The following is a 23,740-nucleotide window of genomic DNA, read 5'->3' as shown; positions in this document are numbered from 1 at the left end:
TGACGGTGCGAACGATCAGACCGGGGTGTTGTAGGCCAGCAGTGACCCGCCGGAGCGACCGTCGCGGGGGAGGCTGATGGTGGTTATGGCGACGTTGATGACCGTGGGGAACGCGGTTCTGTAGGCATCCAGGGGAATTCCGAGGGTCTGGCAGAGAATGAGGCGCAGGAGTGTGGAGTGCATCACGATGAGCGCAACCCGTTCTGGGTGTGCGTTCCCGGGTTCACGACCGTCTCGTCGGCCGGCAATCTCGTGGAGGGCCGGCCATGCCCGGTCGACGGCGTGCTGGCCGCTCTCAGCTGTTGGCAGCGGTGACGTGGCGGGTGCTCGCCGGTAGGACTGCAGGGCCCCGGGAAAGCTCACTCGCATCTCCTCGGTGGTGAGTCCCTCGCCTGCACCGAAGTGCACCTCGCGGAGCCTGGCATCCTGGTGCAGCTGGAGTCCGAGCGCGTCGGCAGAGGGCCTGGCCGTCTGGATGGCGCGCTGCAGGTCGGAAGTGTGGATGTCTGTGACGCCGTGGGCTTCTGCCCAGCGCGCGAGCGCCTGGCTCTGGCCGACACCTTTCGGAGTGAGGGCGATGTCAGAGGAGCCAGCGTACCGGTTCTCCGAATGCCACACCGTTTCGCCGTGGCGGGCGAGGTGCAGAACGGTCACGGGGCGATCCACCCCCTGTTGGTGACTGCGGCGAGAAACGTGCGGTAGACCGTTTCGAGTTCCACCGATCGTTCTGCATTCGGCCGGTAGGTGATCTCCGAATGCGACATCGTCGAAGCGATGGAGGCGAGAGGCACCTCGGGCTGGCTCTGCCCGGCCCAGGCGGCGAGGATCGCCATACCGGTGGATCCGTCTGCGGTGGATGAGACGGTTATCTCCCTGCCGATCAGATCGGCGCGAAGTTGCACCCACCAGGCGTTTCGGGTTCCTCCGCCCGAGGAACTGATCGTTCCTGTCGTCGCCGCTCCGGCGCGGGCGAGCTGCTCGAGGGCGAGTCGTTCGACGCAGGCCACGCCGACCAGAATGGCGGCGTAGGCGGCAGTCTGCCCCAGATGCTCGATGGCTTCATCGATCGGATGATCCTGGCCGTTGCTGCTCACAAAGCCTCTCGCTTGCGGTGCGACGACAGGGAATCGTTCGCCGACTCCGGGAAGGGGGTAGCTGAAGGGGAGGTCAGCCGTGCGGTGATCGTAGCGGGCCGCGACGGCGGAGGTCAGTTCGTCGAGCTGCGCGCCGGGGAAGAGGGTGGTGAGGATGCCGGCACCGACGTTCGACGCTCCCCCCGGGAGCCACCGTGCCGCTTCGGGGGAGCGGTGTGAGTACACGGCTCCGGCGTCATCGAAGACCAGCTGCGTGCTCACCGATTTCATGACCATCGTCGTGCCGATGACGGTATGCCAGTCACCGAGGCCGATTGCACCGGCTCCGAGCTGGGCTGCACACCCGTCAGTCATCCCGGCGAACACCGGTACTCCGGTCGGAACACCGGTGGTCGCAGTGAGGGAGGAGGAGGTGTTGCCGAGAACCGTTCCGGGCGGAACGACAACCGGCAGCACCTCAGGATCGATGCCGAGGTGCTGCAGAGCCAGCGTGGGCCAGTGCTCCTCGAGGAGGTCGTACCCGGATTTTAGCGAGTGGCTCCAGTCGCTGGCGACGCGGTGACCGACGAGGGCGGAGGCGACGACGTCTGCCTGGTGGGCTACATAATGCGGGGTCTCCGGCGCTGAGTCGAGGAGGCGGTTGCGCTCGAGCCAGAGGATCTTCGGTAGCGCCCAGGTCGGCTGGATCCGGTAGCCGAGTCTGGCCCAGAGCCCGGGGTCGGCTGCGGCGACCTCCGCCGACAGCTCACCGGCCCGGGCGTCGTCGTACATGATCCCCGTTGAGACAGGGCGGCCCTCAGCGTCGACGAGGGTGATGCTGCCGCTGGTCGAGCAGACTGCCATTCCGCCTATCTGCGACTTCTCAGAGGGCCCGATTCCCTGGAGGGCGTCGCCGAGCGCTTCCCTGGTCGCGCTGATCCACTGCTGGGGGTCCTGCTCGTGGCGATCCCCTCCGGCATGTTTCTCCCGGATGCTGTGCAGTGGTGAGCCTGCTGCAGCCCGGAGCGCGCCGGCACCGTCGACGACGGAGACCTTCACGCTCTGGGTTCCGACGTCGATCCCGATCCAGAGCTCATCGGAAGCACTCATGGGGTGATCGAGCCGGCGCGGGTGGATCTGTCGGCACCTTCCGGATGCGCCACCCTGCCGAGGGGCCAGAGTGCGCGGGCGCTGTCGAGTCGCTGCTGGTATTCGCCGTAGAGGGTGTTGTAGAGCGCCGCTCGATCGAGGTCGGGGTCGATGCGTCGCCTCTGGGCGCGCCAGAGATCGCTGTCGACGGGTCGTCCGAGTTGTGCCCACGCGATCATCGCGGCTCCCCGTGCTCCGACGGCGGCGTCATCCGGCAGGTAGAGCGGCCGACCCAGTACGTCGGCGAAGATGTGCGCCCATTCCTCCGATTTCAATCCACCACCACATGCAGCGACGTCGTCGCTCAGTCCCATGACCTCGAAACAGTGTCGCGCAGCGAACGCGAGGCCTTCGCAGAGGGCTCTCACGATGTCTGCCCGGGTGCTTCGCAGCTGGATCCCCGAGAACTGGCCGCGGGCGAGCGGGTCGACGAAGGGTGCGCGTTCACCGGCGGGGGAGAGGAAGGAGAGAGCGCTGACTCCGTCTGCACCCGGAGCGCTCAGAAGGAGCAAGTCGTTCAATGCCTCGGGGGCGAGTTCGAAGAGACCGAGCAGCCAGTCGATGCTCGCTGTTCCGACCATCGAAGGCATGACGCGCAGGTAGAGCCCGGGCTCCGGCGTGCACAGCCACATTCCTGCGGGGTCGGCGTCGGGCGGGATCGTCCTGTCTTCCGTGAGCACCTGGCAGCTGAGGGTGGTGCCGACGACAAGCGTGCCTTCGCCCGACCGGGTGGTGCCGGATCCGAATCCGCAGGCCTGCAGATCGTAGGGCCCGCCGGTGACGGGGGTGCCCACCGGCAGCCCCAGGAGGTCAGCGCCCCGGTCGTCGAGCCGGAAGAGCGCGCCCGGTCCTGCGGGGGCGGGAAGGAGATGGGCCCACTCACCGATACCGCAGAGCTCGAGAGCTCCGGGTACGTACTGCCCGGTCGTGACGTCCATGAACGGCAGGGAGGCATCGGATGCATCGACCGTGATGACACCGGTGAGGTTGTGGATGACGGCGTCGACGCAGTAACCCGCGACGGCAGCGTGCGCCAGGGACTCAGGCTCATTCTGCGCGAGCCAGTGGAGCAGCGCTGCGTGGCAGCCGGGGAAGATACCGGATCCGGTGAGCCGGAAGATCTGTTGCGACACACTCGAGGCGCCACCTGTGTTCCACTCTTCGATGGTGTCGGCGGCCCGGGCATCCATCCAGGAGATCATCGGCCTGACGGCTCGACCTTCGTGATCCCGAAGCCAGAGACCATCCCCCTGTCCGGTCAGAGCGACGGCCTCGATGGGCTCTGTCGCAGAGGCCACGATCCTCCTGACCACAGAGGCGACCGAGTCGAGCACGTTCTCGAGGTCCTGTTCCACACGCCCGCCGCTGAGCTGGATGAGCCGGGACGGCATGCTCGCGGTCGCACCGACCCTGCCGTCGTGGAAGATGGCGGAGGCTTTGGTGATCGAGGTTCCGATATCGACGCCGACGATCATGAGCCAAACCTCTCGGAGAGCACGTTCCACACGTCAGGGTTGGCGACGTACCGGGGTCTGTCTCCGCGCAGGTAGGCGGCGATGTCATCGGCGACGATGTTCGCGGCGCGTTCCGCGGTCTGTTTCGTCGCTCCCGCCAGGTGGGGTGACAAGACCACGTTCGGGGCGGCGAAGAGCGGCCAGTCCGCGGATGGTGGTTCGACGTCGTACACGTCGAGGGCGAGGGCTCCCAGCCTTCCGCTGGAGAGCAGTTCTGGCAGGGGTGCGTAGTCGAGCAGGTCGCCGCGCGCGCTGTTGACCAGAACCGCGCCGACCGGGAGGAGGGACAGGTTCTCGGCGTTCAGGAGATGATGGGTCTCCGCGGTGAGCCGGGCGTGGAGGCTGACGACCGAGGATCGGCGAAGCAGGTCCTCGAGCTCGACGAGTTCGACACCGTCGGCCGCGATGGCCTCGGCGCTCGCGTATGGATCGAACGTGACCACGGTGGAGCCGAACGCGCGGAGGATCCGGGCGACGATCCGACCGATCGCGCCGTATCCGATCAGTCCCACCGTTGCGCCGTCGAGTTCCGATCCGGCGTTGTCGTAGGTGTAGTAGTCACCCCGCCACGTTCCCTTCTTCAGGTCGGCGTCGGCGATGACGACGCGGCGCATGGCGGTGAGCATCAGCCCGACGGCGAACTCTGCTGCCGCAACGGCGTTCCGCCCCGGGGCGAAGGACACGATGACCCCTGCGCGGGTTGCAGCGTCGAGGTCGACGTTGACCGGCCCGCCGCGGCAGACACTGATCAGTCTGAGGTCGGGTGAGCTTTCGAAGACCTCTGCAGTGAACGGTGCCATCTGTGTCACGGCGACCTCGGCGCCCGCGAGGGCACCGATCAGTGCCGTAGGGTCTCCGCTCGCCTCGTTCACCGAACCGACGGGCCCGAACGGCTCAATCGGCCAGGGCAGTGTCAGTTCGCTGAACGACACCTCGGCCTCAGGGCCTGTGCGGGCCTTTATGGCATCGATGAAGAGGGACGGCGTGACGAACAAGTCGCCTGCTGCGAGCACGTGGGGCATGTCATGCCTTTCTGGCACATCGCGGGAGTGATGGCCAGGAGCCTCATTACCCGATGCGAGCAGATTACCACTCGGTCTGATACAAATATCAAGCTTTCTGGTAGAACTTGTCGATCATGGCCGCGAGGTGGCGAGATGCACGACGGTTTTCTCGGCCAATTGAGCCACGATGGACGGGTCGACGTCGTCGGTGAGGATGACATCGGTGAATTCCGAAACCGGAACGTACCGGTTCAGAGACGTTCGTCCCACCTTCGAGCTGTCCATCATCAGCACACGCCGGGTGCCTGAGCGCAGCATCGCACGCTTCATCAGAACGATGTCCTGCTCCTGGTGGTAGGTCATCTCCGTGCCCATCGTCGAGGTCGACTGGAACACGATATCGACGGCGTAGGGTTCGGCAGAGGACTGGTCGGGAATACCGATGAAGGAGTCATGGGTTCGTGAATACTGACCCCCGGTGATGATCAGCCGGATGTCCTCGTTCTCGCGGAGCTCCTCGATGGCCTGCCGGTAGTTGGTGATCACCGTCAAGGGCCCCACATCGCCCAGAAGCCGGGCCAGGGCGAGCACGGTGGTGGAGTCGTCGAGCAACATCGACATCCCCGGTTCGACCATCTTCAGCGCTTCCCGGGCCAGGGCGTTCTTGGCGCTCGAGCGGGTCTGCATCCGAAACTCGGAGCTGCTCTCGAAGACCGTCGTGGGCAACACCGACACGCCGCCGTGGAACTTGCGGAGGATGCCTCGGCGGGCCAGGTCATCGATGTCACGGTGAACAGTCATCGGGCTCACGCCGGTCAGGTCGGCGAGCTCTGCCGCTGTGGCCGACGACACGGAACCCAGATGGTCGACGATCTTCCGTTGCCGCGCTGCCTTGGTCTGACGAGCAACATTCGGTTCAGCCATGCACACAGCATAGAGCTGCTTGCCACGGTGTATCGGCGGTCCGTCACATCCATTGTGTTAAATATCCCAACAAATATGTCACAAAACGACCAGAATGCTGTTACTGTCACCGATATACATCATCAAGGGAGATGCAAATGAAGAAGATCCATGCCAAGGTCGCGGTCGTTTCTCTGGCCGCCATCCTCAGCGCCGCCGCTCTCAGCGGATGCGTCGAACAGGCGGGCGGTGGAACAGCATCCACCAGCGGCGCCTACAAGATCGCGTTCCTCATGCCGGACCTCGCCTCGACCCGCTACGAGCAGCAGGACAAACCTCTGTTCGAAGCGAAGGTCAAGGAACTGTGTGCAGACTGCACCGTTCTTTACTCGAATGCGAACGCCAGCGCAGACACCCAGCAACAGCAGGCGAACTCGGCCATCGCCCAGGGCGTGAACGCGATCGTCATCGATGCCGTCGATTCGACTGCGGCGGCCGGTATTGTCGTCGCGGCCAACGCGGCATCCATTCCGATCATCGCGTACGACCGCCCCATCCCGACCCAGAAGGCCGACTACTACGTCTCCTTCGACAACGAGGGAATCGGAAAGGCCATCGCACAGTCGCTCGTCGACAAGGTCAAGGCGACCGACCCGGCCGGCAGCATCCTCATCGTGAACGGCTCGCCCACCGACGCTGCTGCGGGTCTCATCAAGAAGGGGATCCACGAGGCCGTGGACTCCAGCGGCCTGACGGTTCTGGCGGAATTCGACACTCCGGCGTGGGACCCGGCCCAGGCACAGAACTGGGCGAGTGGTCAGATCACCCAGTTCGGCACGAAGATCAACGGTGTCGTCGCAGCGAACGACGGAACGGGTGGCGGCGTCATCGCAGCATTCAAGGCAGCAGGAACCAGCCCTGTGCCCCCCGTCACGGGCAATGACGCAGAGGTCGCCGCGGCTCAGCGCATCCTGGCCGGCACCCAGTACAACACCATCTCCAAACCCATCAGCATCGTCGCGGACGCGGCGGCAGAGGTTGCCTACTCCTTCGCCCAGGGCACCAAGGTCGACGGTAAAGCGACCCTCTACGACACTCCGTCGCAGCTGTTCAACCCCGACGTGGTCACGCTCGACAACATCAAAGAGATTCTGTTCGACAGCAAGATCATGACCGCCGCCGAGGTCTGCACCGGCGAGTACGCGGCAGCCTGCACGACGGCCGGCATCCAGTAGCCGGCCTCGGCCTGCACAGCCGACCACGTGAAGGGCGGGCGCGGAAGCACATCACCCCCGCGCCCGCCCCCCTCAACCGACCCGTCAGAAGGACCAGATGACCACATCCACCCTCGACCGGAGCACCGCCCCGGCCACCATCCTCAGTCTCCGCGGCATCAGCAAGAGCTTCGGCGCCGTCGCCGCACTCACCGACATCAGCCTCGACGTCGCTGCGGGCGAAGTCGTCGCCATCGTCGGCGACAACGGCGCCGGCAAATCGACGCTCGTGAAGGTTCTCTCCGGGGTGCACCTGCCAGACGCCGGTACGATCCACTTCAACGCCCAGCCCGTAGCCATCCCGAACCCCACGTCTGCGCTCGACCTGGGAATAGCGACGGTCTTCCAGGACCTGGCGCTCTGCGACAACCTCAACGTCATCGAGAACCTCTTCCTCGGGCGGGAGTTGCGCCCTGCCCGCCTGAACGACATCGCCATGGAGGTGCGCTCCTGGGAGCTTCTGCGACAGCTCTCCGCGAAGATCCCGTCGGTGCGGATTCCGATCGCCTCCCTCTCCGGTGGCCAGCGCCAGACCGTCGCCATCGCCCGCTCACTCCTCGGCGACCCGAAAGTGATCATCCTCGACGAGCCGACAGCCGCACTGGGAGTCGCGCAGACAGCCGAAGTGCTCAACCTCGTCGAACGACTCCGCGAGCGAGGCCTCGGAGTCATCATGATCAGCCACAACATGGCCGATGTGCAGGCCGTCGCCGACCGCGTCGTCGTGCTCAGACTCGGCAGGAACAACGGGGACTACAAAGTCGGCACGGTGACCCCGGAGGAGATCATCGCGGCCATCACGGGAGCAACCGACAACGCCGTGACCCGGCGCACCAGCCAGGTCGACCTGCGCACCATCCAGCCCACCGTGCTGCCCGACGGGACGGTCGAGCCACCGTCGTCTGAGAACCTGAACGACAAGGAAACCGAGCGATGACGAACACAGCCACCCGCCCCTCCGACCTGCAGGATGAACGCCTGCAGAACAGAGAAGGCATCCGCGGAACCATTGCCGGTTTCGTCGACAAGATCCGGGGCGGAGACCTCGGCGCACTTCCGGTCGTCATCGGCCTCGCCGTCATCTGGACCGTGCTGCAGATCCTCAACCACGGGTTTCTCTCCGCAGCCAATCTGGTGAACCTGCTCCTGGAATCCTCACCCACCGGAGTCATCGCGCTCGGAATCGTCTGCGTATTGCTCGTCGCTCAGATCGATCTCTCCGTCGGCTCTGTCAGCGGACTGTCCTCAGCGATCATCGGCATCCTCTTCGTCAACCTCGGTTGGAACGTGTTCGCCGCGATCGCCGTGGCAGTGCTCACCGGCGTGGTCATCGGCTGGGTCTATGGACAGATCTTCAACCGGTTCGGAGTACCGAGCTTCGTGATCACCCTCGCCGGCCTTCTCAGCTTCCTCGGACTGCAGCTCTACGTTCTCAAGGGGATCGGCACCATCAACATCCCCTTCGACTCACCTCTCGTCATCTTCGCCCAACTCGCCTTCGTACCAGCGTGGCTGTCGTATGTGCTCGTCGTCATCGCAGCAGGCGGGCTCTTCCTCAGCGACCTGGCCAAGGCTCGGGCACGGCGAGGTGCAGGTCTCTCCGCCCAACCGCTGAGCCTCATCGCCCTGAAGAGCGGCGCCCTGCTCATCGGACTCGGCTTCGCCGCGTGGTACCTCAACATCGCCCGCGGCATCGGCTGGATGTTCGTTCTCTTCGTCGCGCTCGTGCTGATTCTGAACTACGCTCTCACCCGCACCAAATGGGGCCGTGCCGTCTTCGCCGTGGGCGGCAACGTCGAGGCGGCACGCCGCGCGGGCATCAGGGTCAAGACGGTCTACACCTCCGTCTTCGTCGTCTGCAGCACCCTCGCCGCAGTCGGCGGGATCCTCGCTGCATCCAGGCTGGCCGCATCCAGCCAATCCAGCGGCACCGGTGACGTGAATCTCAACGCCATCGCCGCCGCTGTCATCGGCGGCACCAGTCTCTTCGGCGGCCGCGGTACCGCCTTCGCCGCCCTGCTGGGAATCATCGTCATCCAGTCCATCTCGAGCGGCCTGACGCTGCTCAACCTGGACTCGTCGTTCCGGTTCATGGTCACCGGCCTGGTGCTGCTGCTCGCCGTTGCGCTCGACTCCGTCTCACGACGTTCGCGCACCTCGCACGGCCGTGCCTGACCCCCGAGCGAAGGCGACGGGCGTCAGCCGAGGCGCTTGAGGTACCAGTTCGTCGCGTTCGGGTTGTCATTGTAGGGTCCGACGCCCCCATAGCCGAGGCGGGCGTAGAGACGGGCTGCGCTGGCGAGGCTGGCGTTGGTGTCGAGCACGACGGTGTCTGCGCCGAAAGCACGGGCGCGGTCTTCGAGGGCGGCCATCAGGATGCTCGCCCACCCCTGCCCGCGCGCGGCCGGTTCGAGCCAGACGTGCTTCACCTCGTACACCGGGGTGGGGGCGTTGTGGGCCGAGCCGGCCACGCCGCGCTCTGGCAGCCGGGCGCGGTCGGATGCGGGCAGCATCCTGATTCCGCCACACCCGACCGGCTCGCCGGTGTCGTCCGTCGCCACCAGGAACACCCCGGCGGGCGGCACGAACTGGGCGGGGTCGGGGTACGTCACCCGGTAGGTGCCGAGGGCGCGCGGAAAGTCGAGCTCGCGACTGGTGAAGTAGTGGGTCAACAGCAGGTGGGCATCCGGCGCGGTGACGGGGCGTTCGACGAGGTGCACAGGGAAAGCCTACGTGCGCTTGGTAGATTGGGCCCATGAGTACGAAGGTCGCGATCGTCGGCGCAACGGGTAAGATGGGGCAGCTGGCGCACGACCTGTTGACGCGCACGATGCAGGGCGACGAGCAGGAATTCGAGATCGTCGCCGAGCTGTCGTCGAAGGATGCGCTCGAGAAGATGATCGGGGCCGATGTCGTCTTCGACGTGACGGTTCCGGGGGTGAGCCAGTCGGTGGTCGACTTCGCGGTCACGCACGGTATCGACGTGCTGGTGGGAACATCCGGATGGTCGGGGGACCGCATCCTCGCCCTCGAGCACCGGCTCGCCCAGACACCGACGGTGGGCGTGGTGATCGTGCCGAACTTCTCGCTGGGTTCCGTGCTCGCGACGGCGTTCTCGGCGATGGCTGCCCAGTTCTTCGATTCGATCGAGATCGTGGAGGCGCATGGGGCGGGCAAGGTCGACTCCCCGTCGGGCACCGCCACGCGTACCGCCGAGCTGATCGGTGCTGCGCGCGCCGCGGTGGGCCCGGTCTCGGCTCCGCACACCGACCAACGGGCTCGCGGCCAGCAGGTGGCGAGTGTGCCGGTGCACAGCCTGCGCCTGTCGGGTGTGGTGGCGAAGCAGGAGGTCATCTTCGGTGGAGTCGGCGAGGTGCTGACTTTCAGCCACGAGACTCTCTCGCCCACCTCGTACGAGGCCGGAATACTGCTCGGTCTCCGCGCCGCGACCGAGGCGACGGGGGTCGTGGTGGGGCTCGACAAGCTGATCGATCTGCCGCGCCTGCTCGCGCACAGTTCGAAGGCGGCGACTCCATGAAGGGCCGCATCGCAGCCCTCGTGATGGCACTGCTGCTCGTCATGTACCTCGTGCTGGTGTTCCAGCACGCCGTTCTGTTCATCTCGACGGGCAATCCGGCCGGGGTCGGCATCGGGATCGCCCTGCTCGTGCTGCCGATCGTCGGGGCCTGGGCCCTGTACCGCGAGTTGCTGTTCGGTTTTCGCACCCAGAAACTGGTGGGCATCCTGCGCGCCGATGACGAACTGCCGGTCGACGACCTGCCGAAGCGGCCGAGCGGGCGACCCTACCGAGCCGAGGCCGATGCCGAGTTCGAGATCTATCGCGCCGAAGTCGAGTCGGCTCCCGAGAGCTGGAGGGCCTGGTTCCGGCTGGGACTCGCCTACGACGCAAGCGGTGACCGCAAACGCGCCCGAAGAGCTCTGCGCCAGGCGATCGCGTTCTACGAGGCGGAGCCCGTGAGCGCCTAGCCCGTGCACGCCCAGCTCATGGGTGCTCTAGCCGGCCAGCGCCTTCTCCACCGTCTGCTCGAGATCGACGTCGCGGAAGACGAACCCGTCGTCGAGCAGCAGTTGGGGCGACTGGTTCTGGTCGGACAGGATGAGTTCCCGCCCGGCGTCGGCCAGAATGCCCTTGATCGCCCACGCCGGAGCGGGCAGCCAGTACGGGCGGTGCACCTGCTCGGCGATCGTACGCATGACGTCGGCCGCCGTTGCCGGCGTCGGGCCCGCAAGGTTGACCGGGCCTTCGAGCTCCGAGCTGAGCAGGTGGCGGATGCCGGCGGCTTCGTCGTACAGGCTGATCCAGGGCCAGTGCTGCGTTCCCGAGCCCAGCGGCCCGGCCCCGCCCAGCTTCGCGATGAGCTTCAGCGTGCCGGTCAGGCCGCCCTGGCCGAGCACGACCCCCGTGCGCACGTTCACAACGCGGCTGGCCGGAGAGGCCAGGCGGGATGCCCGCTCCCACGCATCGACGACCTTCGGCAGGAACCCCTCGCCGATTCCGCTCTGCTCGGTGAGTACCTCGCCCGGCCGATCGCCGTAGTAGCCGACGGCCGACCCGCTGAGGAAAACCGCGGGCGGGTTCTTCGCCTTGGCGATGGCCGCGGCGAGCGTCGTGGTCGCGTTCACGCGGGACTCGAGGATGGTGCGCTTGTACGACAGTGTCCAGGGGAGCTTCGAGATCGAGGCGCCCGAGAGGTTGATGACCGCGTCGGCACGCTCGATGACCTCGGGGTTCAGCCACCCCGCATCCGGGTCCCACATGCGCTCGTCGGCGTTGCGTGTGGGGTGCCGCACGAGGAGGGTGACGGTGTGCCCGGCACGCCGCAACTGGGTGGTCAACTCGGTGCCGATGAAGCCCGATCCGCCCGAGATGAGGATGTTGCGAGCATCTGAGGGGGGAGTGTCGCCGGCAGGGTTCGCGGCTGGCTCAACAGCGTCTGTCATTGCCTCACGCCTCTCGGTTCGGTCTCTACAGACTACATTCAGAATGGCCCACCAGACTGGTCGCCGCACTCCCGCACCGTGGATGCGCGGGGGCTGGGCAGTACAGATCGAGGTTGGCGCATGGGTTCTCTCGGGAGCACCAGCATCATCGACTCGCCACTGGTCTTTGGGGTCTACGCCGTCGCGGCTGTCATCGCGCTGCTTCTTCTCACTGTGCGCCCGAATCGCAGCTGGCGCCGCACGCGCTGGCTTCTGGTCGGTCTGGGGTCGCTGGTCGTGGGCGCGGTGGTCGGCCTGCTCGTGGCCTGGATCTTCGGCGACCTGCTCGACCTCTTCGGGGTCGCCTTCTCGTTCGTGACCCGGTGCTGGATCGCAGCCGGGTTCGCCGCCCTCGCCCTCGCCGTCAGTTCTCTCGTGGCGGGCCGTCTGGGCCGCAGGATCGTCGCTCTGTTCGGCGCGGTGGTCTTCGCTGCGACGAGCGCGATGAGCTTCAACATCGACATCGGCACCTACCCCACGCTCGAGTCGCTCGTCGGCGTGTCTCCCTACCAGTCGTCGACGCTGCCGGCCCTGGGCGCGGCCACGGTGCTGCAGGCCCCGCTGTCGAGCAGCTGGCTCCCTCCCGCGGGTCTGCCGACGGCCGGGGTGGTCGGCACCGTGCACATTCCGGCCACCGTCTCGGGCTTCGATGCCCGCGATGCGCTCGTCTACCTCCCGCCCGCCGCCCTCACCGCCGACCCGCCGGCACTTCCGGTGGTCATCGCGCTGTCGGGCCAGCCCGGCGACCCGGCCGATCCCTTGGTCTCGGCGCACCTCACCGAGACGCTCGACAGCTACGCCCGGTTGCACAACGGACTGGCACCCATCGTGGTCTCGCCCGACCAGCTCGGTGACCCAACGAACAACCCGATGTGCGTCGACGGGGCACTCGGCAATTCGGCGACGTACCTGACCGTCGATGTCGTCACTTGGATCACGGCGAACCTCCCGGTCGCCGCATCCCCCGACGGGTGGGCCATCGCGGGTTTCTCCCAGGGTGGCACCTGTTCGATCCAACTGGGGGCCGGGCATCCGGAGCTCTTCGGCTCTCTTCTCGACATCTCGGGTGAGCTCGTACCCGCCAACGGAGACACCCAGGCGACCATCCAGGACGGTTTCGGTGGCAACCCCGGCGCCTACTCCGACGCACAACCGCTCACCATTCTGAAGAAACACACACCGTATGCCAGCACATTCGCGATCTTCGCCGTCGGGGCGAACGACCTCGAGTACCGCGCCCATACCCTCGTGGTGTCGGCCGCAGCGAAGACAGCAGGTATGCGGACCACCTACTTCGAGGCCCCCGACAGCGCGCACGACTACACGACGGCGACCTATTCGTTCGCGCGGGGCGTCGGCCTGCTGGCGGCCAACTGGGGGCTCGGGTCGTGAGCGACGAGCTGCAGGATGCGACGGGGAAAGCGGGCACACGGGCGAGAGGGATGACCGGCGGTGCCCGGGCGCTGGGGGCGGTCGGGCGCTGGGCGGCGTCGATCCCGTTCACGTGGGTCATCGCCGGGGTCGCCATCCTCGTGGGGATCCTGCAGTTGCTCTTCCACGCCTCGATCGGGCGGCTCTTCGAGAACGTGCTCTCGATGAGCTTCAACCAGGTCGTCGACCAGCACCACTGGTTCGCCGCGCTGACCAGCGTGCTGTTCGCACCGAGAGCGTTGCACATCGTCATTCTGGTGCCGATCATCCTGATCGTGCTGGGGGCGGCAGAGCGGCTGCTCGGCACGTGGCGAACCGTGATCGCGTACCTCACCGTCGCGATCGTCGGCGGAACGCTGGGGCTCGCCGTACAGGGGCTCGGCATCTGGTTCGGGATCATCGCGGCCGAACAGATCCGGTCGCACTCGACGATCGACCCGCTGATCCCGGTCATCGGCACCCTGATGGCCGCCAGTGCGTTCGCGGGCCCGCTGCTGCGGCGGCGCATCCGCATCCTCGGCTTCGCCGCGCTGCTGATGTTCGTGCTGTATTCGGGCATGCCCTCCGATCTCTATCGCGGGCTCGCAGCGGTGGCGGGGGTGTTCCTCGGCATGCTGCTGCACCGGCTGAAGTTCGGCCGGCCCCGCAGCCGCCTCAGCCGCAGCAGTCACCGCGAACTGCGGTCGCTCATCGCCTCGCTCGTGGTCATCACCGCGATCGGCCCGCTCATCACGATCATCTCGCCGAACGGTTTCGGGCCGCTGCAACCGCTGGGGCTGCTCTTTCGCGACACCCTGTCGAACCAGGCCGACATCGCGGCCGCCTGCGTCTCGGGGCAGTACAGCGACCTGTGTTCCGATGCGGTGGCCTCCTCGCGCCTCGACGGTGTGGGCCCGGTACTGGTGACGCTGCTGCCCCTCGTGGTGCTGTTGGTGGCCGCCCTCGGCATCGTTCGCGGGCGCCGCGTGGCGCTCTGGCTGGCCGTCGCCGTGAACCTGTTCTTCGCGCTCCTCGGCCTGGTCTACTACGGGGTCTTCCCGGCGATCGGCGCCAACACCTTCTTCGATCTCTCGAACGGGCAGTTCGACCAGTACAGCATCTCGGTCGTGATCTCGATCGTTCTGCCGCTGGTGATCGCCGTTCTGCTGGTGGCGAGCCTGCCGATCTTCCCCAGCGGATTCTCGACGGGAACGACGGCGCGCTTCTTTCTCCTCGTCGCCGTGGCGCTGCTGAGCGTCTCGGCCGCCTACGTCGCAGCGGCCTGGGCGCTCCGGGCCCAGTTCAGCCCCGCCGTGACCCTCTCCGACCTGCTCGTCGACCTGCCGGAGAGGTTCATGCCCGTGGGTTTCCTGTCGCTCGAGCGCTCCGATGTCTTTCCCACCGGCGATGCCGCCCGGGTGCTCTACGAATGGGTGGGCCCGGTGTTCTGGGTCATTGTCATCGTCGCCTCGCTGCTCTCGATCACGCGGCTCAAGGTGGGGTCTGAGGCGAACGCGAGTGCCCGCATCCGCTCGCTCCTTCACACCGGGGTGACCGGCTCGCTCTCCTGGATGGCCACGTGGACGGGCCACCACTACTGGTTCCAGGGCCCGGAGCAGGGCGCGGCCGCTGTGGCCTACCGCGTGATCAACGGCATCGCGATCGCGACCGGTGAACCGCTCTGTGCTCCGGATGATCGGGGCCGGGCCATCGCGGAGTTCTCCAGGTACTGCACCGACCACGGCTGGACCCCCGTCTTCTACGCGGTCTCCGGTGATCTCGCGGCGGAGTTCACGGCCCTCGACTTCTCGCTCATGCAGGTGGCCGAGGAGGCCGTCGTCGAACTGCCCCGCTTCTCGCTCGAGGGCAAAAAGATGCAGGGCATCCGTACCGCCATCAACAAAGCCGTGAAGCTCGGCATCACGGCGGAATGGACGTCGTTCGCCCGCCTCAGCACGTCCCAGGTCGCCCAGGTGCGCGACATCTCCGAGCAGTGGGTCGCCGAGAAGGACCTGCCCGAAATGGGTTTCACCCTCGGCGGGCTCGACGAACTGATCGATCCGGATGTTCGGCTGATGCTCGCGGTCGACGCCGACGACCAGGTGCTGGGCGTCACGAGTTGGCTGCCGAGCTACCGCGACGGAGAGGTCGTGGGCTGGACGCTCGACTTCATGCGCCGGCGGTCCGACTCGGTGAACGGGGTCATGGAGTTCACGATCGCCGAGACCATCCTGCGAGCCCGGGCGGCGGGGCTGTCGTTCGTCAGCCTGTCGGCCGCTCCGCTCGCCCAGGGCGGCACGGAGGATTCCGCGAAACAGGAGGGCGCGACGCAGGCCCTGCTCGGAGTGCTCGGCCGAGCACTCGAACCGGTGTACGGGTTCCAGTCGCTGCTGTCGTTCAAACAGAAGTTCAAGCCGACCCGGGTACCTCTCTATCTGGCCTACGCCGATCCGCTCACCCTGCCGCTCGTGGGGGTGAGCCTCGCCCGCGCCTATGTGCCGACCTTCTCCGCGAGGCATGCCCTCGGCTTTCTCGGCCGCTCATCGTAGTGCTAGCCTGAGAGGGTGTTTCTCGGTCTGCTCCTTCTTAGCTGCCGTGACGGGGCCTTCTAGTCCTTCCCCCGTCACGGAGTTCGTGCGTTGTCGACGCACCTCGGGCCACCACATCAGACCCGAAAGAAAAGTCCCATGAAGAACAACCAGAACACATCGGCCATGCCGATTCACAAGTACCGCCCGTACAACGAGACGTTCGCGGTCGATCTGCCCGACCGTACCTGGCCGACCAGGACCATCACCGAAGCTCCGCGCTGGTGCGCGGTCGATCTGCGGGACGGCAACCAGGCCCTCATCGATCCCATGAACCCCGAGCGCAAACGCATCATGTTCGACCTTCTGGTGCGCATGGGCTACAAGGAGATCGAGATCGGCTTTCCGAGTGCGAGCCAGACCGACTTCGACTTCGTGCGCAGCCTCATCGACGAGAACGCGATTCCCGACGACGTCACGATCCAGGTTCTGACGCAGGCGAGGGAGAGCCTCATCGCGCGCACCTACGAGTCGATCGCCGGTGCCAGACAGGCCATCGTGCACCTCTACAACTCCACGAGCGTGCTGCAGCGCGACGTCGTCTTTCGAAGTGACAAGCAGGGGATCATCGACCTCGCGCTGGAGGGCGCCCGTCTCTGCCGTCAGTATGAGAAGACCATTCCCGAGACCACCGTGTACTACGAGTACAGCCCCGAGAGCTACACCGGTACCGAGCTCGACTTCGCACTCGACATCACCAACCAGGTGCTCGACGTCTTTCAGCCGACCGCAGAGCGCAAGGTCATCGTCAACCTGCCCGCGACCGTCGAGATGGCCACGCCGAACGTCTACGCCGACTCGATCGAGTGGATGTCGCGGCACCTCGCCTACCGTTCGAACGTGCTGCTCTCGCTGCACCCGCACAACGATCGCGGCACCGCCGTCGCAGCAGCCGAGCTCGGCTACCTGGCCGGAGCCGACCGCATCGAGGGCTGCCTCTTCGGCAACGGAGAGCGCACCGGCAACGTCGACCTCGTCGCCCTCGGCATCAACCTGTTCACGCAGGGGATCGACCCGCAGATCGACTTCAGCGACCTCGACGGAGTGCGCCGTACGGTCGAATACTGCAACCAGCTGAAGGTTCCCGAGCGTCACCCCTGGGCCGGCGACCTCGTCTACACCGCCTTCAGCGGCTCGCACCAGGACGCGATCAAGAAGGGCTTCGAGGCCATGGCGTCGGATGCCGCGTCCCAGGGCGTGCACGTCGACGAACTGCTGTGGGCGGTGCCCTACCTGCCGGTCGACCCGAAAGACCTCGGCCGGTCGTACGAGGCGGTCATCCGCGTCAACTCGCAGTCGGGCAAGGGCGGCGTCGCCTACCTGCTGAAGACCGACCACAAACTCGACCTGCCACGCCGGTTGCAGATCGAGTTCAGCGGTGTCGTGCAGGCCAAGACGGATGCCGATGGTGGCGAGGTCACGAGCGGCCAGATCTGGGAGATCTTCCAGGACGAATACCTGCCCGCTCCGCTCTCACGCGCCGAAGACAAGTGGGGTCGGTTCGAGCTCACCCGCACCAGCACCTCGAGCGACCTCACCGGCCAGACCTCTCTCTCGGTCGACCTGCGAGACGGCGAGGATGCACGGTCACTCGTCGGTTCGGGCAACGGCCCGATCGCGGCGTTCCTCGACATCCTCGGCCAGGAGGGCGTCGAGGTGCGGCTCTTCGACTACGTCGAGCACGCACTCAGCGCCGGCGGCGACGCCCTCGCGGCGGCGTACGTCGAATGCCAGGTCGACGGGGTCACGTTCTGGGGCGTCGGCATCGACGCCGACATCTCGACCGCCTCCCTGAAGGCTGTCGTCAGCGCGGTGAACCGGGCCATCCGGGTCACCGGCCGTGACCGCGAGCTCGCAGCGGTCTAGCGCCGCCCACACAGCCGCGCGTTTTGCGCAAAAGCACCCAAAACCACAGGTTTGGGTGCTTTTGCGCAAAACCGGCCCCCGGGCGTGCCCACCCGCCGCACTGTCAGCCGTGGGGCCGATAATTGGGGGGTGCCCCTCTACCGTGATGAAGTCGTCGTGCTGCGTACCCACAAGCTGGGTGAAGCCGACCGCATCGTCACCATGCTCTCGCGGCAGCACGGCAAGATCCGCGCCGTGGCCAAGGGTGTTCGCCGCACCGCCTCGAAGTTCGGTGCCCGGCTCGAACCGTTCATGGTCGCCGATGTGCAGTTCTTCGAGGGCCGTACCCTCGACACGATCACCCAGGCGGTGACGATCGCCTCGTACGGCGCCGAGATCGCCTCCGACTACGGCAGCTACACGGCCGCGAGTGCGATGGTCGAGACGGCCGACAAGCTCACTGAGGCGGATGCCACGCACCAGCAGTACCTTCTGCTGGTGGGTGCGCTGCGCTCGCTCTCCCGCGGCGAGCACGGCTCGAGTGTGACGCTCGACTCGTACCTGCTGCGGGCGCTGTCGATGGCGGGCTGGGCCCCGAGCTTCAACGATTGTGCGGTTTCGGGAGCACCCGGGCCGCATTCGGCGTTCGTCGTGCAGCTCGGCGGTGTGGTGAGCGACGAGCTGGCGCCCCCCGGCACCCCGCGGCTCGACGCCGATACCCTGGGGCTGCTGAGCGCCCTGCTCTCCGGGGACTGGCCGAGCGCCGACGGTGCCGCCGAACGCGTCAAGTCGCAGGCCAGCGGTATCGTGGCGGCCTATGCGCAGTGGCACCTCGAGCGTGGGCTGCGTTCACTGCAGCACGTCGACAGGTCGAACCAGACCACTTTCACGCTGCGCGATGCCCAGCTGGCCCGGCAACGGGCATCCGCCCTGCCTGCTGCCCCCGACAGGAAAGCTCCGACCACATGAGCCGCGTGCCCAAGACCTCGCCCACCGCCGCAGAGTTCCGCCCTCTCGACTACACCGGCGTCTACCCGCCCGACGTTCCGGTTTCGCAGGTGCCGAAGCACGTCGCGATCGTGATGGACGGCAATGGCCGCTGGGCGAACTCCCGCGGCCTCACCCGGGTGGAGGGTCACAAGGCCGGCGAAGCGGCGCTGCTCGACGTGGTCGCAGGCGCCATCCAGATCGGTGTGAAGCACCTCAGCGTGTATGCCTTCTCGACCGAGAACTGGAAGCGGTCGCCCGATGAGGTGCGCTTTCTGATGGGGTTCAACCGGGAGGTACTGCACCGGCGGCGCGACCAGCTGAACGAGTGGGGTGTGCGGGTGCGCTGGGCGGGGCGGCGGCCGCGCCTGTGGGCGTCGGTCATCAACGAGCTGCAGTTCGCCGAGCGGCTCACCGCCGCCAACTCGACACTCACGCTCACGATGTGCGTCAACTACGGCGGTCGCAACGAGTTGACGGATGCCGTCCAGCAGCTGGCTGTCGAGGTGGCCGCCGGGCGGTTGAAACCGTCGGGCATCTCGGAGAAGCTCATTCAGAAACACCTGTATGTTCCCGACCTGCCCGACGTCGATCTCTTCGTAAGAAGCTCGGGCGAGCAGCGCACGAGCAACTTCATGCTGTGGCAGTCGGCGTATGCCGAGATGGTGTTCCTCGACCAGCTCTGGCCCGACTTCACTCGGGCCGACCTCTGGCAGGCCATCGAGCACTACACCGGGCGCACCCGCCGCTTCGGGGGAGCGGTCGACACCCCCGCCGGGCTCTAACGCGCTAGTTCCGAGGCTTGAGGGGGTCGGAGATGTCGGCCACGGTTGCTCCGAGCGAGGCGAGAAGCGGGTCGGCGTCGGTGAAGAGGGAGAAGCCGTGTGCACCGGCGCCCAGCGCCACGCGTCTGCCGGTCATCCGTTCGTCGGCGAAGACCGGCAGAGCAGAGAGACTGCCGAGCGGGGTGATGGTGCCGCGCTCGAACCCGGTCGCCTCGAGTGCTGCGTCGGGTGAGGGGAGCGAGAGCTTGTTGACACCGACGAGCGCGCGGAGCTTCGACCAGCTGATCTGGCGGTCGCCGGGAATGAGCGCGAAGAGGTAGTCGCCATCGTGTCGCTTCACGACGAGGGACTTCACGACATCGCTCGGGGAGAGTCCGAGGAGCGCCGCGGCACTCTCGAGGCTGTCGGCGGCTGGGCGCTCGACGATCTCGATGGCGAGACCGCGCCCCCGGGCATCCGCCTCGACGCGGTCGCGGCCTGTGGGTTCTTCGTCTGTCATGCCCCCTTCAACCGCTGGCGGGGGAATAGCCTTCCCGCGCGCTCCGTTGTCTTTCGCATGAGTGAATCCGTGCAGGTCGAAGGTGGTCCGATCACGATCGACGTGTGGAGCGACATCGCCTGCCCCTGGTGCTACATCGGAAAACGTAAGCTCGAGAGCGGTATCGCCGCCTATCGTGCGGGTGCGGGCGATCATCCGCTCGACATCGAGGTCGAGTACCACAGCTTCGAGCTGGCGCCCGACACGCCCGTCGACTTCGACGGCACCGAGATCGACTTCCTGGCGAAGCACAAAGGGCTCGCGCCCGAGCAGACCATGGCGATGCTCGACCGCGTCACCGGCATCGCCAGAGAGGTGGGCCTGCACTACGACTATGACGCTCTGCAGCACACGAACACGGTCAAGGCCCACCAGCTGATCCACTACGCAAAGGCGCACGGAGTGCAACTCGAGGCCAAGGAGCGCCTGCTGAAGGCGTACTTCGAGGAGGGTCGCCATGTCGGGCGTGACGACGACCTCGCCGACCTGGCCGCAGAGATCGGGCTCGATCGAGACGACGTGCTGCGGTCACTCGGCGCGAACGAATACCTGCCGGCCGTGAAAGCCGATCAGGCCCAGGCCGTCGAATACGGCATCCAGGGCGTTCCGTTCTTCGTGTTCGATGCGAAGTACGGAGTGTCGGGTGCCCAGGATGCGGCCGTCTTCTCGCAGTTGCTGGGCCAGCTGGCCGACGAGCGTTCGGCGGTGGCGCCGTGAGCGGCGAGGCCGGGTCGCGCTCGGGGGTTCCGCTTCTCGTCTCGCCCGTGCTGACGCTGCTCGGCGGGGCGGTGCCCGAGGGAATGGTCTGCGGGGTGGACGGGGTGTGTGCGCCGGTCGGCGCGGGTGAGGGTGTGACGGACGGGACCGCGCCTGCCTCGAGGGGTGACACGGTCTATCAGACGGCGGATAACTCCTCCACAGACGACGAGAACTGACGGTTCTCCACTGAACGCGTCCTGACGGCTCGGCGCCCGGTAAATTCTGGGAGAATTGATCAAATGTCTGCCACGCCTTCCGCCGCCACCCGGCCCACGCTCACGATCGGTCCGATCGCGCTCGATGTGCCGGTTGTTCTCGCGCCTATGGCGGGCATCACGAACACCGCCTACCGGCGGCTCTGCCGGGAATACGGCGCGGGGCTGTACGTCAGCGAGATGATCACGAGCCGCGCACTGGTCGAGCGCACGCCCGAGTCGATGCGCCTCATCGCGCACCACCCCTCCGAGACGACCCGGTCGATCCAGCTCTACGGGGTCGACCCGAAGACCATGCGTGAGGCGGTCACCATGCTGGTGGCCGAAGATCGAGCCGACCACATCGACATGAACTTCGGCTGCCCCGTTCCGAAGGTGACCCGGCGCGGCGGCGGTGCGGCCCTGCCGTGGAAGAGCGACCTCTTCGCGTCCATCGTCGAAGCGGCCGTGACGGCGGCGGGCGACATCCCGGTCACCGTGAAGATGCGCAAGGGCATCGACGACGACCACCTCACCTACCTCGAGGCCGCCCGTGCCGCCGAAGGCGCCGGGGTGGCCTCCATCGCGCTGCACGCCCGCACGGCCGCCAACTTCTACTCCGGCCAGGCCGACTGGTCGGCCATCGCGAAGCTGAAGGAGACCATCACGAGCGTTCCCGTGCTCGGCAACGGCGACATCTGGTCGGCCGACGACGCCCTGCGCATGGTCGACGAGACCGGCTGCGACGGTGTCGTGGTCGGCCGAGGGTGCCTGGGGCGCCCGTGGCTGTTCGGCGACCTCGCCGCGGCCTTCCGGGCGCGTGCCGGCGAGATCAGCGAGGCCCAGGCACTGGCCGCCCGTGCACACCCGCCGCTCGGCCAGGTGGCCCAGGCACTGCGCCGCCACGCCGTGCTGCTCACGGAGTTCTTCGACAGCGAAGAGCACGCCTGCCGCGACATCCGCAAGCACGTGGCCTGGTACTTCAAGGGCTACCCCGTCGGTCACGAGGTGCGCTCGGCCCTGGCCATGGTCACGTCGCTCGCCGAGATGGACGACCTGCTCGCGACCCTCGACGCCGGCCTGCCCTACCCGGGTGTCGACGCCGAGGGCCCGCGCGGGCGTGCCGGTCGACCGAAGAAGCCCCACCTGCCCGAGGGGTGGCTCGCTTCTCGCAGCCTCGACACACCGGGGCTCCGCGAGCTCGCCGGCGCCGAGCTGGAGCACAGCGGTGGGTAGCGCCCGGGCCGAGGCCGTCACACCCGCGCTCATCGATTCGGCGGCGGTCACCTCGCACGGCCCGGCTGCGGCCGTGCAGTCCGCACCCACGAGCGGGTACACGCTGCACGACACCGAGCGTCCCCTCGCCGAGGAGCACTACAGCCGCCGCAGCGACTTCGCCCGCGATCGTGCGCGCCTGTTGCACTCGGGGGCGCTGAGGCGTCTCGCTGCCAAGACGCAGGTGCTGAGCCCGACGGCCGATCTCGATTTCGCACGCAACCGCCTCACGCACTCCCTCGAGGTGGCCCAGGTCGGCCGGGAGCTCGCAGCGAGCCTGGGGCTCGACCCCGACGTCGTCGACACGGCCTGTCTGGCACACGACCTGGGGCATCCGCCGTTCGGGCACAACGGCGAGCGGGCTCTCTCGGAGTGGGCCGCCGACATCGGGGGTTTCGAGGGCAACGCTCAGAGCCTGCGCATACTCACGCGGCTCGAACCGAAGGTGTTCGGGGCTCGCTCCGAATCGTTCGGGCTGAACCTCACCCGCGCCAGTCTCGACGCGAGCTGCAAGTACCCCTGGTCTGTCGAGGATGCCGTCACCGATGCGAGCGGGCGGCAGAAGTTCGGCGTCTACAGCGACGACACCCCCGTCTTCACCTGGTTGCGAGAGGGTGCCCCCGCCGGTGTGCTGTGCGTGGAGGCACAGGTGATGGACCTCTCCGACGACATCGCCTATTCGGTGCACGACTTCGAAGATGCGGTGCTGAACGGGTACATCGATGTTCCGGCCCTCGGCAGCAGGGTCGACCACGATGCACTCGTCTCGAGCATGCACTCCTGGGTCGGCGGGTCGTTCAGCCATGCGGAGCTCATCGCGGCCTTCGACCGTCTCGACTCTCTCGACGTCTGGCTCGATTCGTGGAACGGCAGCCGCGTCGACCAGGCTCGCCTGAAGAATCTCACCAGCCAGATGATCGGGCGGTTCGCGGGGTCGGCCACGCACGCCACGCGGGAGGCCTTCACAGCCGACAGCCTGAGCCGCTACAACGCGAACGTCGTGGTTCCGCGATCGGTGGCCGCCGAGATCGCCGTTCTGAAGGGCATCGTCGCTGCGTTCGTGATGGCCAGCACGAAACGCAAACCGATCTACCGGGCCCAGCGCGACCTGCTCGTCGAATTGGCCGAAACGCTGCTCGCCGGCGGCGACCGGCACCTCGAACCGGCCTTCGTCGACGACTGGGCGGCGGCCGGCAGCGACGACAGCCGCAAGCGGGTCATCGTCGACCAGGTGGCGAGCCTGACCGACCAGTCCGCCCTGGCGTGGCACGGTCGGCTCACTGCGGTGAGTGGTGTGCACGGGTCGGCCTCTTCTGTGCCGGCCGCGTCGGTGCCGACTTCGCCCGTGCCGACCTCGTCCGTGCCCACCTCGCCCGCGCCCACCTCGCCTGCGCCCACCTCGCCTGCGCCCACCTCGCCCGCCTCCGAACCGGGAGCGTGA

22 protein-coding genes are annotated in these 23,740 nt (G+C 67.0%); 14 read left to right on the top strand and 8 right to left on the bottom strand.

Features of this window, described 5'->3' with window-relative positions; genetic code table 11:
• Positions 1-15: 15 nt before the first annotated feature.
• The 5 genes from B7R24_RS08715 to B7R24_RS08695 all read right to left on the bottom strand — a co-directional run bounded on the left by B7R24_RS08715 (position 16) and on the right by B7R24_RS08695 (position 5,664).
• Positions 16-654: a histidine phosphatase family protein gene (locus B7R24_RS08715; RefSeq protein ID WP_116418586.1), complete on the bottom strand. Its 639-nt coding sequence runs from the start codon at positions 652-654 to the stop codon at positions 16-18.
• The gene (locus B7R24_RS08710) at positions 651-2,183 is read right to left on the bottom strand and encodes an FGGY-family carbohydrate kinase (protein WP_116418585.1); all 1,533 of its coding nucleotides are present in this window, start codon (positions 2,181-2,183) and stop codon (positions 651-653) included. Before B7R24_RS08710 ends, B7R24_RS08715 begins: the two co-directional genes overlap by 4 nt.
• The gene (locus B7R24_RS08705; protein ID WP_116418584.1) at positions 2,180-3,697 is read right to left on the bottom strand and encodes an FGGY-family carbohydrate kinase; all 1,518 of its coding nucleotides are present in this window, start codon (positions 3,695-3,697) and stop codon (positions 2,180-2,182) included. The genes B7R24_RS08710 and B7R24_RS08705 overlap by 4 nt, the downstream gene beginning before the upstream one ends.
• Positions 3,694-4,758, bottom strand: coding sequence for a 2-hydroxyacid dehydrogenase (locus B7R24_RS08700; RefSeq protein ID WP_116418583.1), 1,065 nt, complete (start codon positions 4,756-4,758; stop codon positions 3,694-3,696). Before B7R24_RS08700 ends, B7R24_RS08705 begins: the two co-directional genes overlap by 4 nt.
• Positions 4,759-4,872: 114 nt before the next feature.
• Positions 4,873-5,664 (bottom strand): DeoR/GlpR family DNA-binding transcription regulator, encoded by a 792-nt coding sequence (locus B7R24_RS08695; protein WP_116418582.1) that lies wholly within the window; start codon positions 5,662-5,664, stop codon positions 4,873-4,875.
• A 137-nt stretch (positions 5,665-5,801) separates the two neighbouring features.
• On the opposite strand from B7R24_RS08695, the gene B7R24_RS08690 reads away from it, so the two are divergent.
• The 3 genes from B7R24_RS08690 to B7R24_RS08680 all read left to right on the top strand — a co-directional run bounded on the left by B7R24_RS08690 (position 5,802) and on the right by B7R24_RS08680 (position 9,092).
• Positions 5,802-6,878 (top strand): ABC transporter substrate-binding protein, encoded by a 1,077-nt coding sequence (locus tag B7R24_RS08690; protein WP_216363650.1) that lies wholly within the window; start codon positions 5,802-5,804, stop codon positions 6,876-6,878.
• A gap of 97 nt (positions 6,879-6,975) precedes the next feature.
• Positions 6,976-7,854 (top strand): ATP-binding cassette domain-containing protein, encoded by an 879-nt coding sequence (locus B7R24_RS08685; RefSeq protein ID WP_116418580.1) that lies wholly within the window; start codon positions 6,976-6,978, stop codon positions 7,852-7,854.
• Positions 7,851-9,092 (top strand): sugar ABC transporter permease, encoded by a 1,242-nt coding sequence (locus tag B7R24_RS08680; protein ID WP_116418579.1) that lies wholly within the window; start codon positions 7,851-7,853, stop codon positions 9,090-9,092. The genes B7R24_RS08685 and B7R24_RS08680 overlap by 4 nt, the downstream gene beginning before the upstream one ends.
• Positions 9,093-9,115: 23 nt before the next feature.
• On the opposite strand, the gene B7R24_RS08675 is transcribed toward B7R24_RS08680, so the two are convergent.
• A complete protein-coding gene (locus tag B7R24_RS08675; RefSeq protein ID WP_116418578.1) occupies positions 9,116-9,637 on the bottom strand; it encodes a GNAT family N-acetyltransferase in 522 nt (173 codons plus the stop codon).
• Positions 9,638-9,672: 35 nt separating this feature from the next.
• On the opposite strand from B7R24_RS08675, the gene dapB reads away from it, so the two are divergent.
• Both dapB and B7R24_RS08665 read left to right on the top strand, forming a co-directional pair.
• Positions 9,673-10,455: a 4-hydroxy-tetrahydrodipicolinate reductase gene (gene dapB, locus B7R24_RS08670; RefSeq protein WP_116418577.1), complete on the top strand. Its 783-nt coding sequence runs from the start codon at positions 9,673-9,675 to the stop codon at positions 10,453-10,455.
• Positions 10,452-10,904 (top strand): hypothetical protein, encoded by a 453-nt coding sequence (locus tag B7R24_RS08665; RefSeq protein WP_172582756.1) that lies wholly within the window; start codon positions 10,452-10,454, stop codon positions 10,902-10,904. The genes dapB and B7R24_RS08665 overlap by 4 nt, the downstream gene beginning before the upstream one ends.
• A 27-nt stretch (positions 10,905-10,931) precedes the next feature.
• On the opposite strand, the gene B7R24_RS08660 is transcribed toward B7R24_RS08665, so the two are convergent.
• Positions 10,932-11,879 carry a TIGR01777 family oxidoreductase gene (locus tag B7R24_RS08660; RefSeq protein WP_116418576.1) on the bottom strand — a complete coding sequence of 316 codons (948 nt, stop codon included), beginning with the start codon at positions 11,877-11,879 and terminating at the stop codon, positions 10,932-10,934.
• Between the two features lie 120 nt (positions 11,880-11,999).
• On the opposite strand from B7R24_RS08660, the gene B7R24_RS08655 reads away from it, so the two are divergent.
• The 5 genes from B7R24_RS08655 to B7R24_RS08635 all read left to right on the top strand — a co-directional run bounded on the left by B7R24_RS08655 (position 12,000) and on the right by B7R24_RS08635 (position 19,533).
• Complete coding sequence (locus tag B7R24_RS08655) at positions 12,000-13,310, top strand: alpha/beta hydrolase (RefSeq protein ID WP_116418575.1); 1,311 nt, start codon at positions 12,000-12,002, stop codon at positions 13,308-13,310.
• Positions 13,307-15,877: a bifunctional lysylphosphatidylglycerol flippase/synthetase MprF gene (locus B7R24_RS08650; RefSeq protein WP_147304003.1), complete on the top strand. Its 2,571-nt coding sequence runs from the start codon at positions 13,307-13,309 to the stop codon at positions 15,875-15,877. Before B7R24_RS08655 ends, B7R24_RS08650 begins: the two co-directional genes overlap by 4 nt.
• A 138-nt stretch (positions 15,878-16,015) precedes the next feature.
• Positions 16,016-17,782 (top strand): 2-isopropylmalate synthase, encoded by a 1,767-nt coding sequence (gene leuA / locus B7R24_RS08645; RefSeq protein ID WP_116418573.1) that lies wholly within the window; start codon positions 16,016-16,018, stop codon positions 17,780-17,782.
• 129 nt (positions 17,783-17,911) lie between these two features.
• Positions 17,912-18,730, top strand: coding sequence for a DNA repair protein RecO (gene recO, locus B7R24_RS08640; protein WP_116418572.1), 819 nt, complete (start codon positions 17,912-17,914; stop codon positions 18,728-18,730).
• Positions 18,727-19,533 carry an isoprenyl transferase gene (locus B7R24_RS08635; protein ID WP_116418571.1) on the top strand — a complete coding sequence of 269 codons (807 nt, stop codon included), beginning with the start codon at positions 18,727-18,729 and terminating at the stop codon, positions 19,531-19,533. The genes recO and B7R24_RS08635 overlap by 4 nt, the downstream gene beginning before the upstream one ends.
• 4 nt (positions 19,534-19,537) lie before the next feature.
• On the opposite strand, the gene B7R24_RS08630 is transcribed toward B7R24_RS08635, so the two are convergent.
• A complete protein-coding gene (locus B7R24_RS08630; RefSeq protein ID WP_116418570.1) occupies positions 19,538-20,032 on the bottom strand; it encodes an aminoacyl-tRNA deacylase in 495 nt (164 codons plus the stop codon).
• A gap of 57 nt (positions 20,033-20,089) precedes the next feature.
• Here B7R24_RS08630 and B7R24_RS08625 point away from each other — a divergent pair, with 57 nt between their 5' ends.
• The 4 genes from B7R24_RS08625 to B7R24_RS08610 all read left to right on the top strand — a co-directional run bounded on the left by B7R24_RS08625 (position 20,090) and on the right by B7R24_RS08610 (position 23,740).
• Positions 20,090-20,788, top strand: a complete 699-nt coding sequence (locus B7R24_RS08625) for a DsbA family oxidoreductase (protein WP_116418569.1) — start codon at positions 20,090-20,092, stop codon at positions 20,786-20,788.
• On the top strand, positions 20,785-21,006 hold the full coding sequence (locus B7R24_RS08620; RefSeq protein WP_116418568.1) for a hypothetical protein: 222 nt from the start codon (positions 20,785-20,787) through the stop codon (positions 21,004-21,006). Before B7R24_RS08625 ends, B7R24_RS08620 begins: the two co-directional genes overlap by 4 nt.
• 63 nt (positions 21,007-21,069) lie before the next feature.
• Positions 21,070-22,260, top strand: coding sequence for a tRNA dihydrouridine synthase DusB (gene dusB, locus B7R24_RS08615; RefSeq protein WP_116418567.1), 1,191 nt, complete (start codon positions 21,070-21,072; stop codon positions 22,258-22,260).
• A 73-nt stretch (positions 22,261-22,333) separates the two neighbouring features.
• Positions 22,334-23,740: a deoxyguanosinetriphosphate triphosphohydrolase gene (locus tag B7R24_RS08610; RefSeq protein ID WP_172582763.1), complete on the top strand. Its 1,407-nt coding sequence runs from the start codon at positions 22,334-22,336 to the stop codon at positions 23,738-23,740.

The organism is Subtercola boreus, assembly GCF_003399645.1.
Classification (GTDB): domain Bacteria; phylum Actinomycetota; class Actinomycetes; order Actinomycetales; family Microbacteriaceae; genus Subtercola; species Subtercola boreus_A.
This window is presented reverse-complemented; position numbering and strand designations above follow the sequence as displayed.

Excerpts from the sequence above, each read along its gene's own strand:
- B7R24_RS08635 (WP_116418571.1), top strand. The coding sequence starts at position 18,727 with ATGAGCCGCGTGCCCAAGACCTCGCCCACCGCCGCAGAGTTCCGCCCT.
- leuA (WP_116418573.1), top strand. The coding sequence starts at position 16,016 with ATGAAGAACAACCAGAACACATCGGCCATGCCGATTCACAAGTACCGC.
- B7R24_RS08630 (WP_116418570.1), bottom strand. The coding sequence starts at position 20,032 with ATGACAGACGAAGAACCCACAGGCCGCGACCGCGTCGAGGCGGATGCC.
- B7R24_RS08695 (WP_116418582.1), bottom strand. The coding sequence starts at position 5,664 with ATGGCTGAACCGAATGTTGCTCGTCAGACCAAGGCAGCGCGGCAACGG.
- dusB (WP_116418567.1), top strand. The coding sequence starts at position 21,070 with ATGTCTGCCACGCCTTCCGCCGCCACCCGGCCCACGCTCACGATCGGT.
- B7R24_RS08660 (WP_116418576.1), bottom strand. The coding sequence starts at position 11,879 with ATGACAGACGCTGTTGAGCCAGCCGCGAACCCTGCCGGCGACACTCCC.
- dapB (WP_116418577.1), top strand. The coding sequence starts at position 9,673 with ATGAGTACGAAGGTCGCGATCGTCGGCGCAACGGGTAAGATGGGGCAG.
- B7R24_RS08690 (WP_216363650.1), top strand. The coding sequence starts at position 5,802 with ATGAAGAAGATCCATGCCAAGGTCGCGGTCGTTTCTCTGGCCGCCATC.
- B7R24_RS08705 (WP_116418584.1), bottom strand. The coding sequence starts at position 3,697 with ATGATCGTCGGCGTCGATATCGGAACCTCGATCACCAAAGCCTCCGCC.
- B7R24_RS08710 (WP_116418585.1), bottom strand. The coding sequence starts at position 2,183 with ATGAGTGCTTCCGATGAGCTCTGGATCGGGATCGACGTCGGAACCCAG.
- B7R24_RS08680 (WP_116418579.1), top strand. The coding sequence starts at position 7,851 with ATGACGAACACAGCCACCCGCCCCTCCGACCTGCAGGATGAACGCCTG.
- B7R24_RS08685 (WP_116418580.1), top strand. The coding sequence starts at position 6,976 with ATGACCACATCCACCCTCGACCGGAGCACCGCCCCGGCCACCATCCTC.
- B7R24_RS08665 (WP_172582756.1), top strand. The coding sequence starts at position 10,452 with ATGAAGGGCCGCATCGCAGCCCTCGTGATGGCACTGCTGCTCGTCATG.
- B7R24_RS08655 (WP_116418575.1), top strand. The coding sequence starts at position 12,000 with ATGGGTTCTCTCGGGAGCACCAGCATCATCGACTCGCCACTGGTCTTT.
- B7R24_RS08700 (WP_116418583.1), bottom strand. The coding sequence starts at position 4,758 with ATGCCCCACGTGCTCGCAGCAGGCGACTTGTTCGTCACGCCGTCCCTC.
- B7R24_RS08625 (WP_116418569.1), top strand. The coding sequence starts at position 20,090 with ATGAGTGAATCCGTGCAGGTCGAAGGTGGTCCGATCACGATCGACGTG.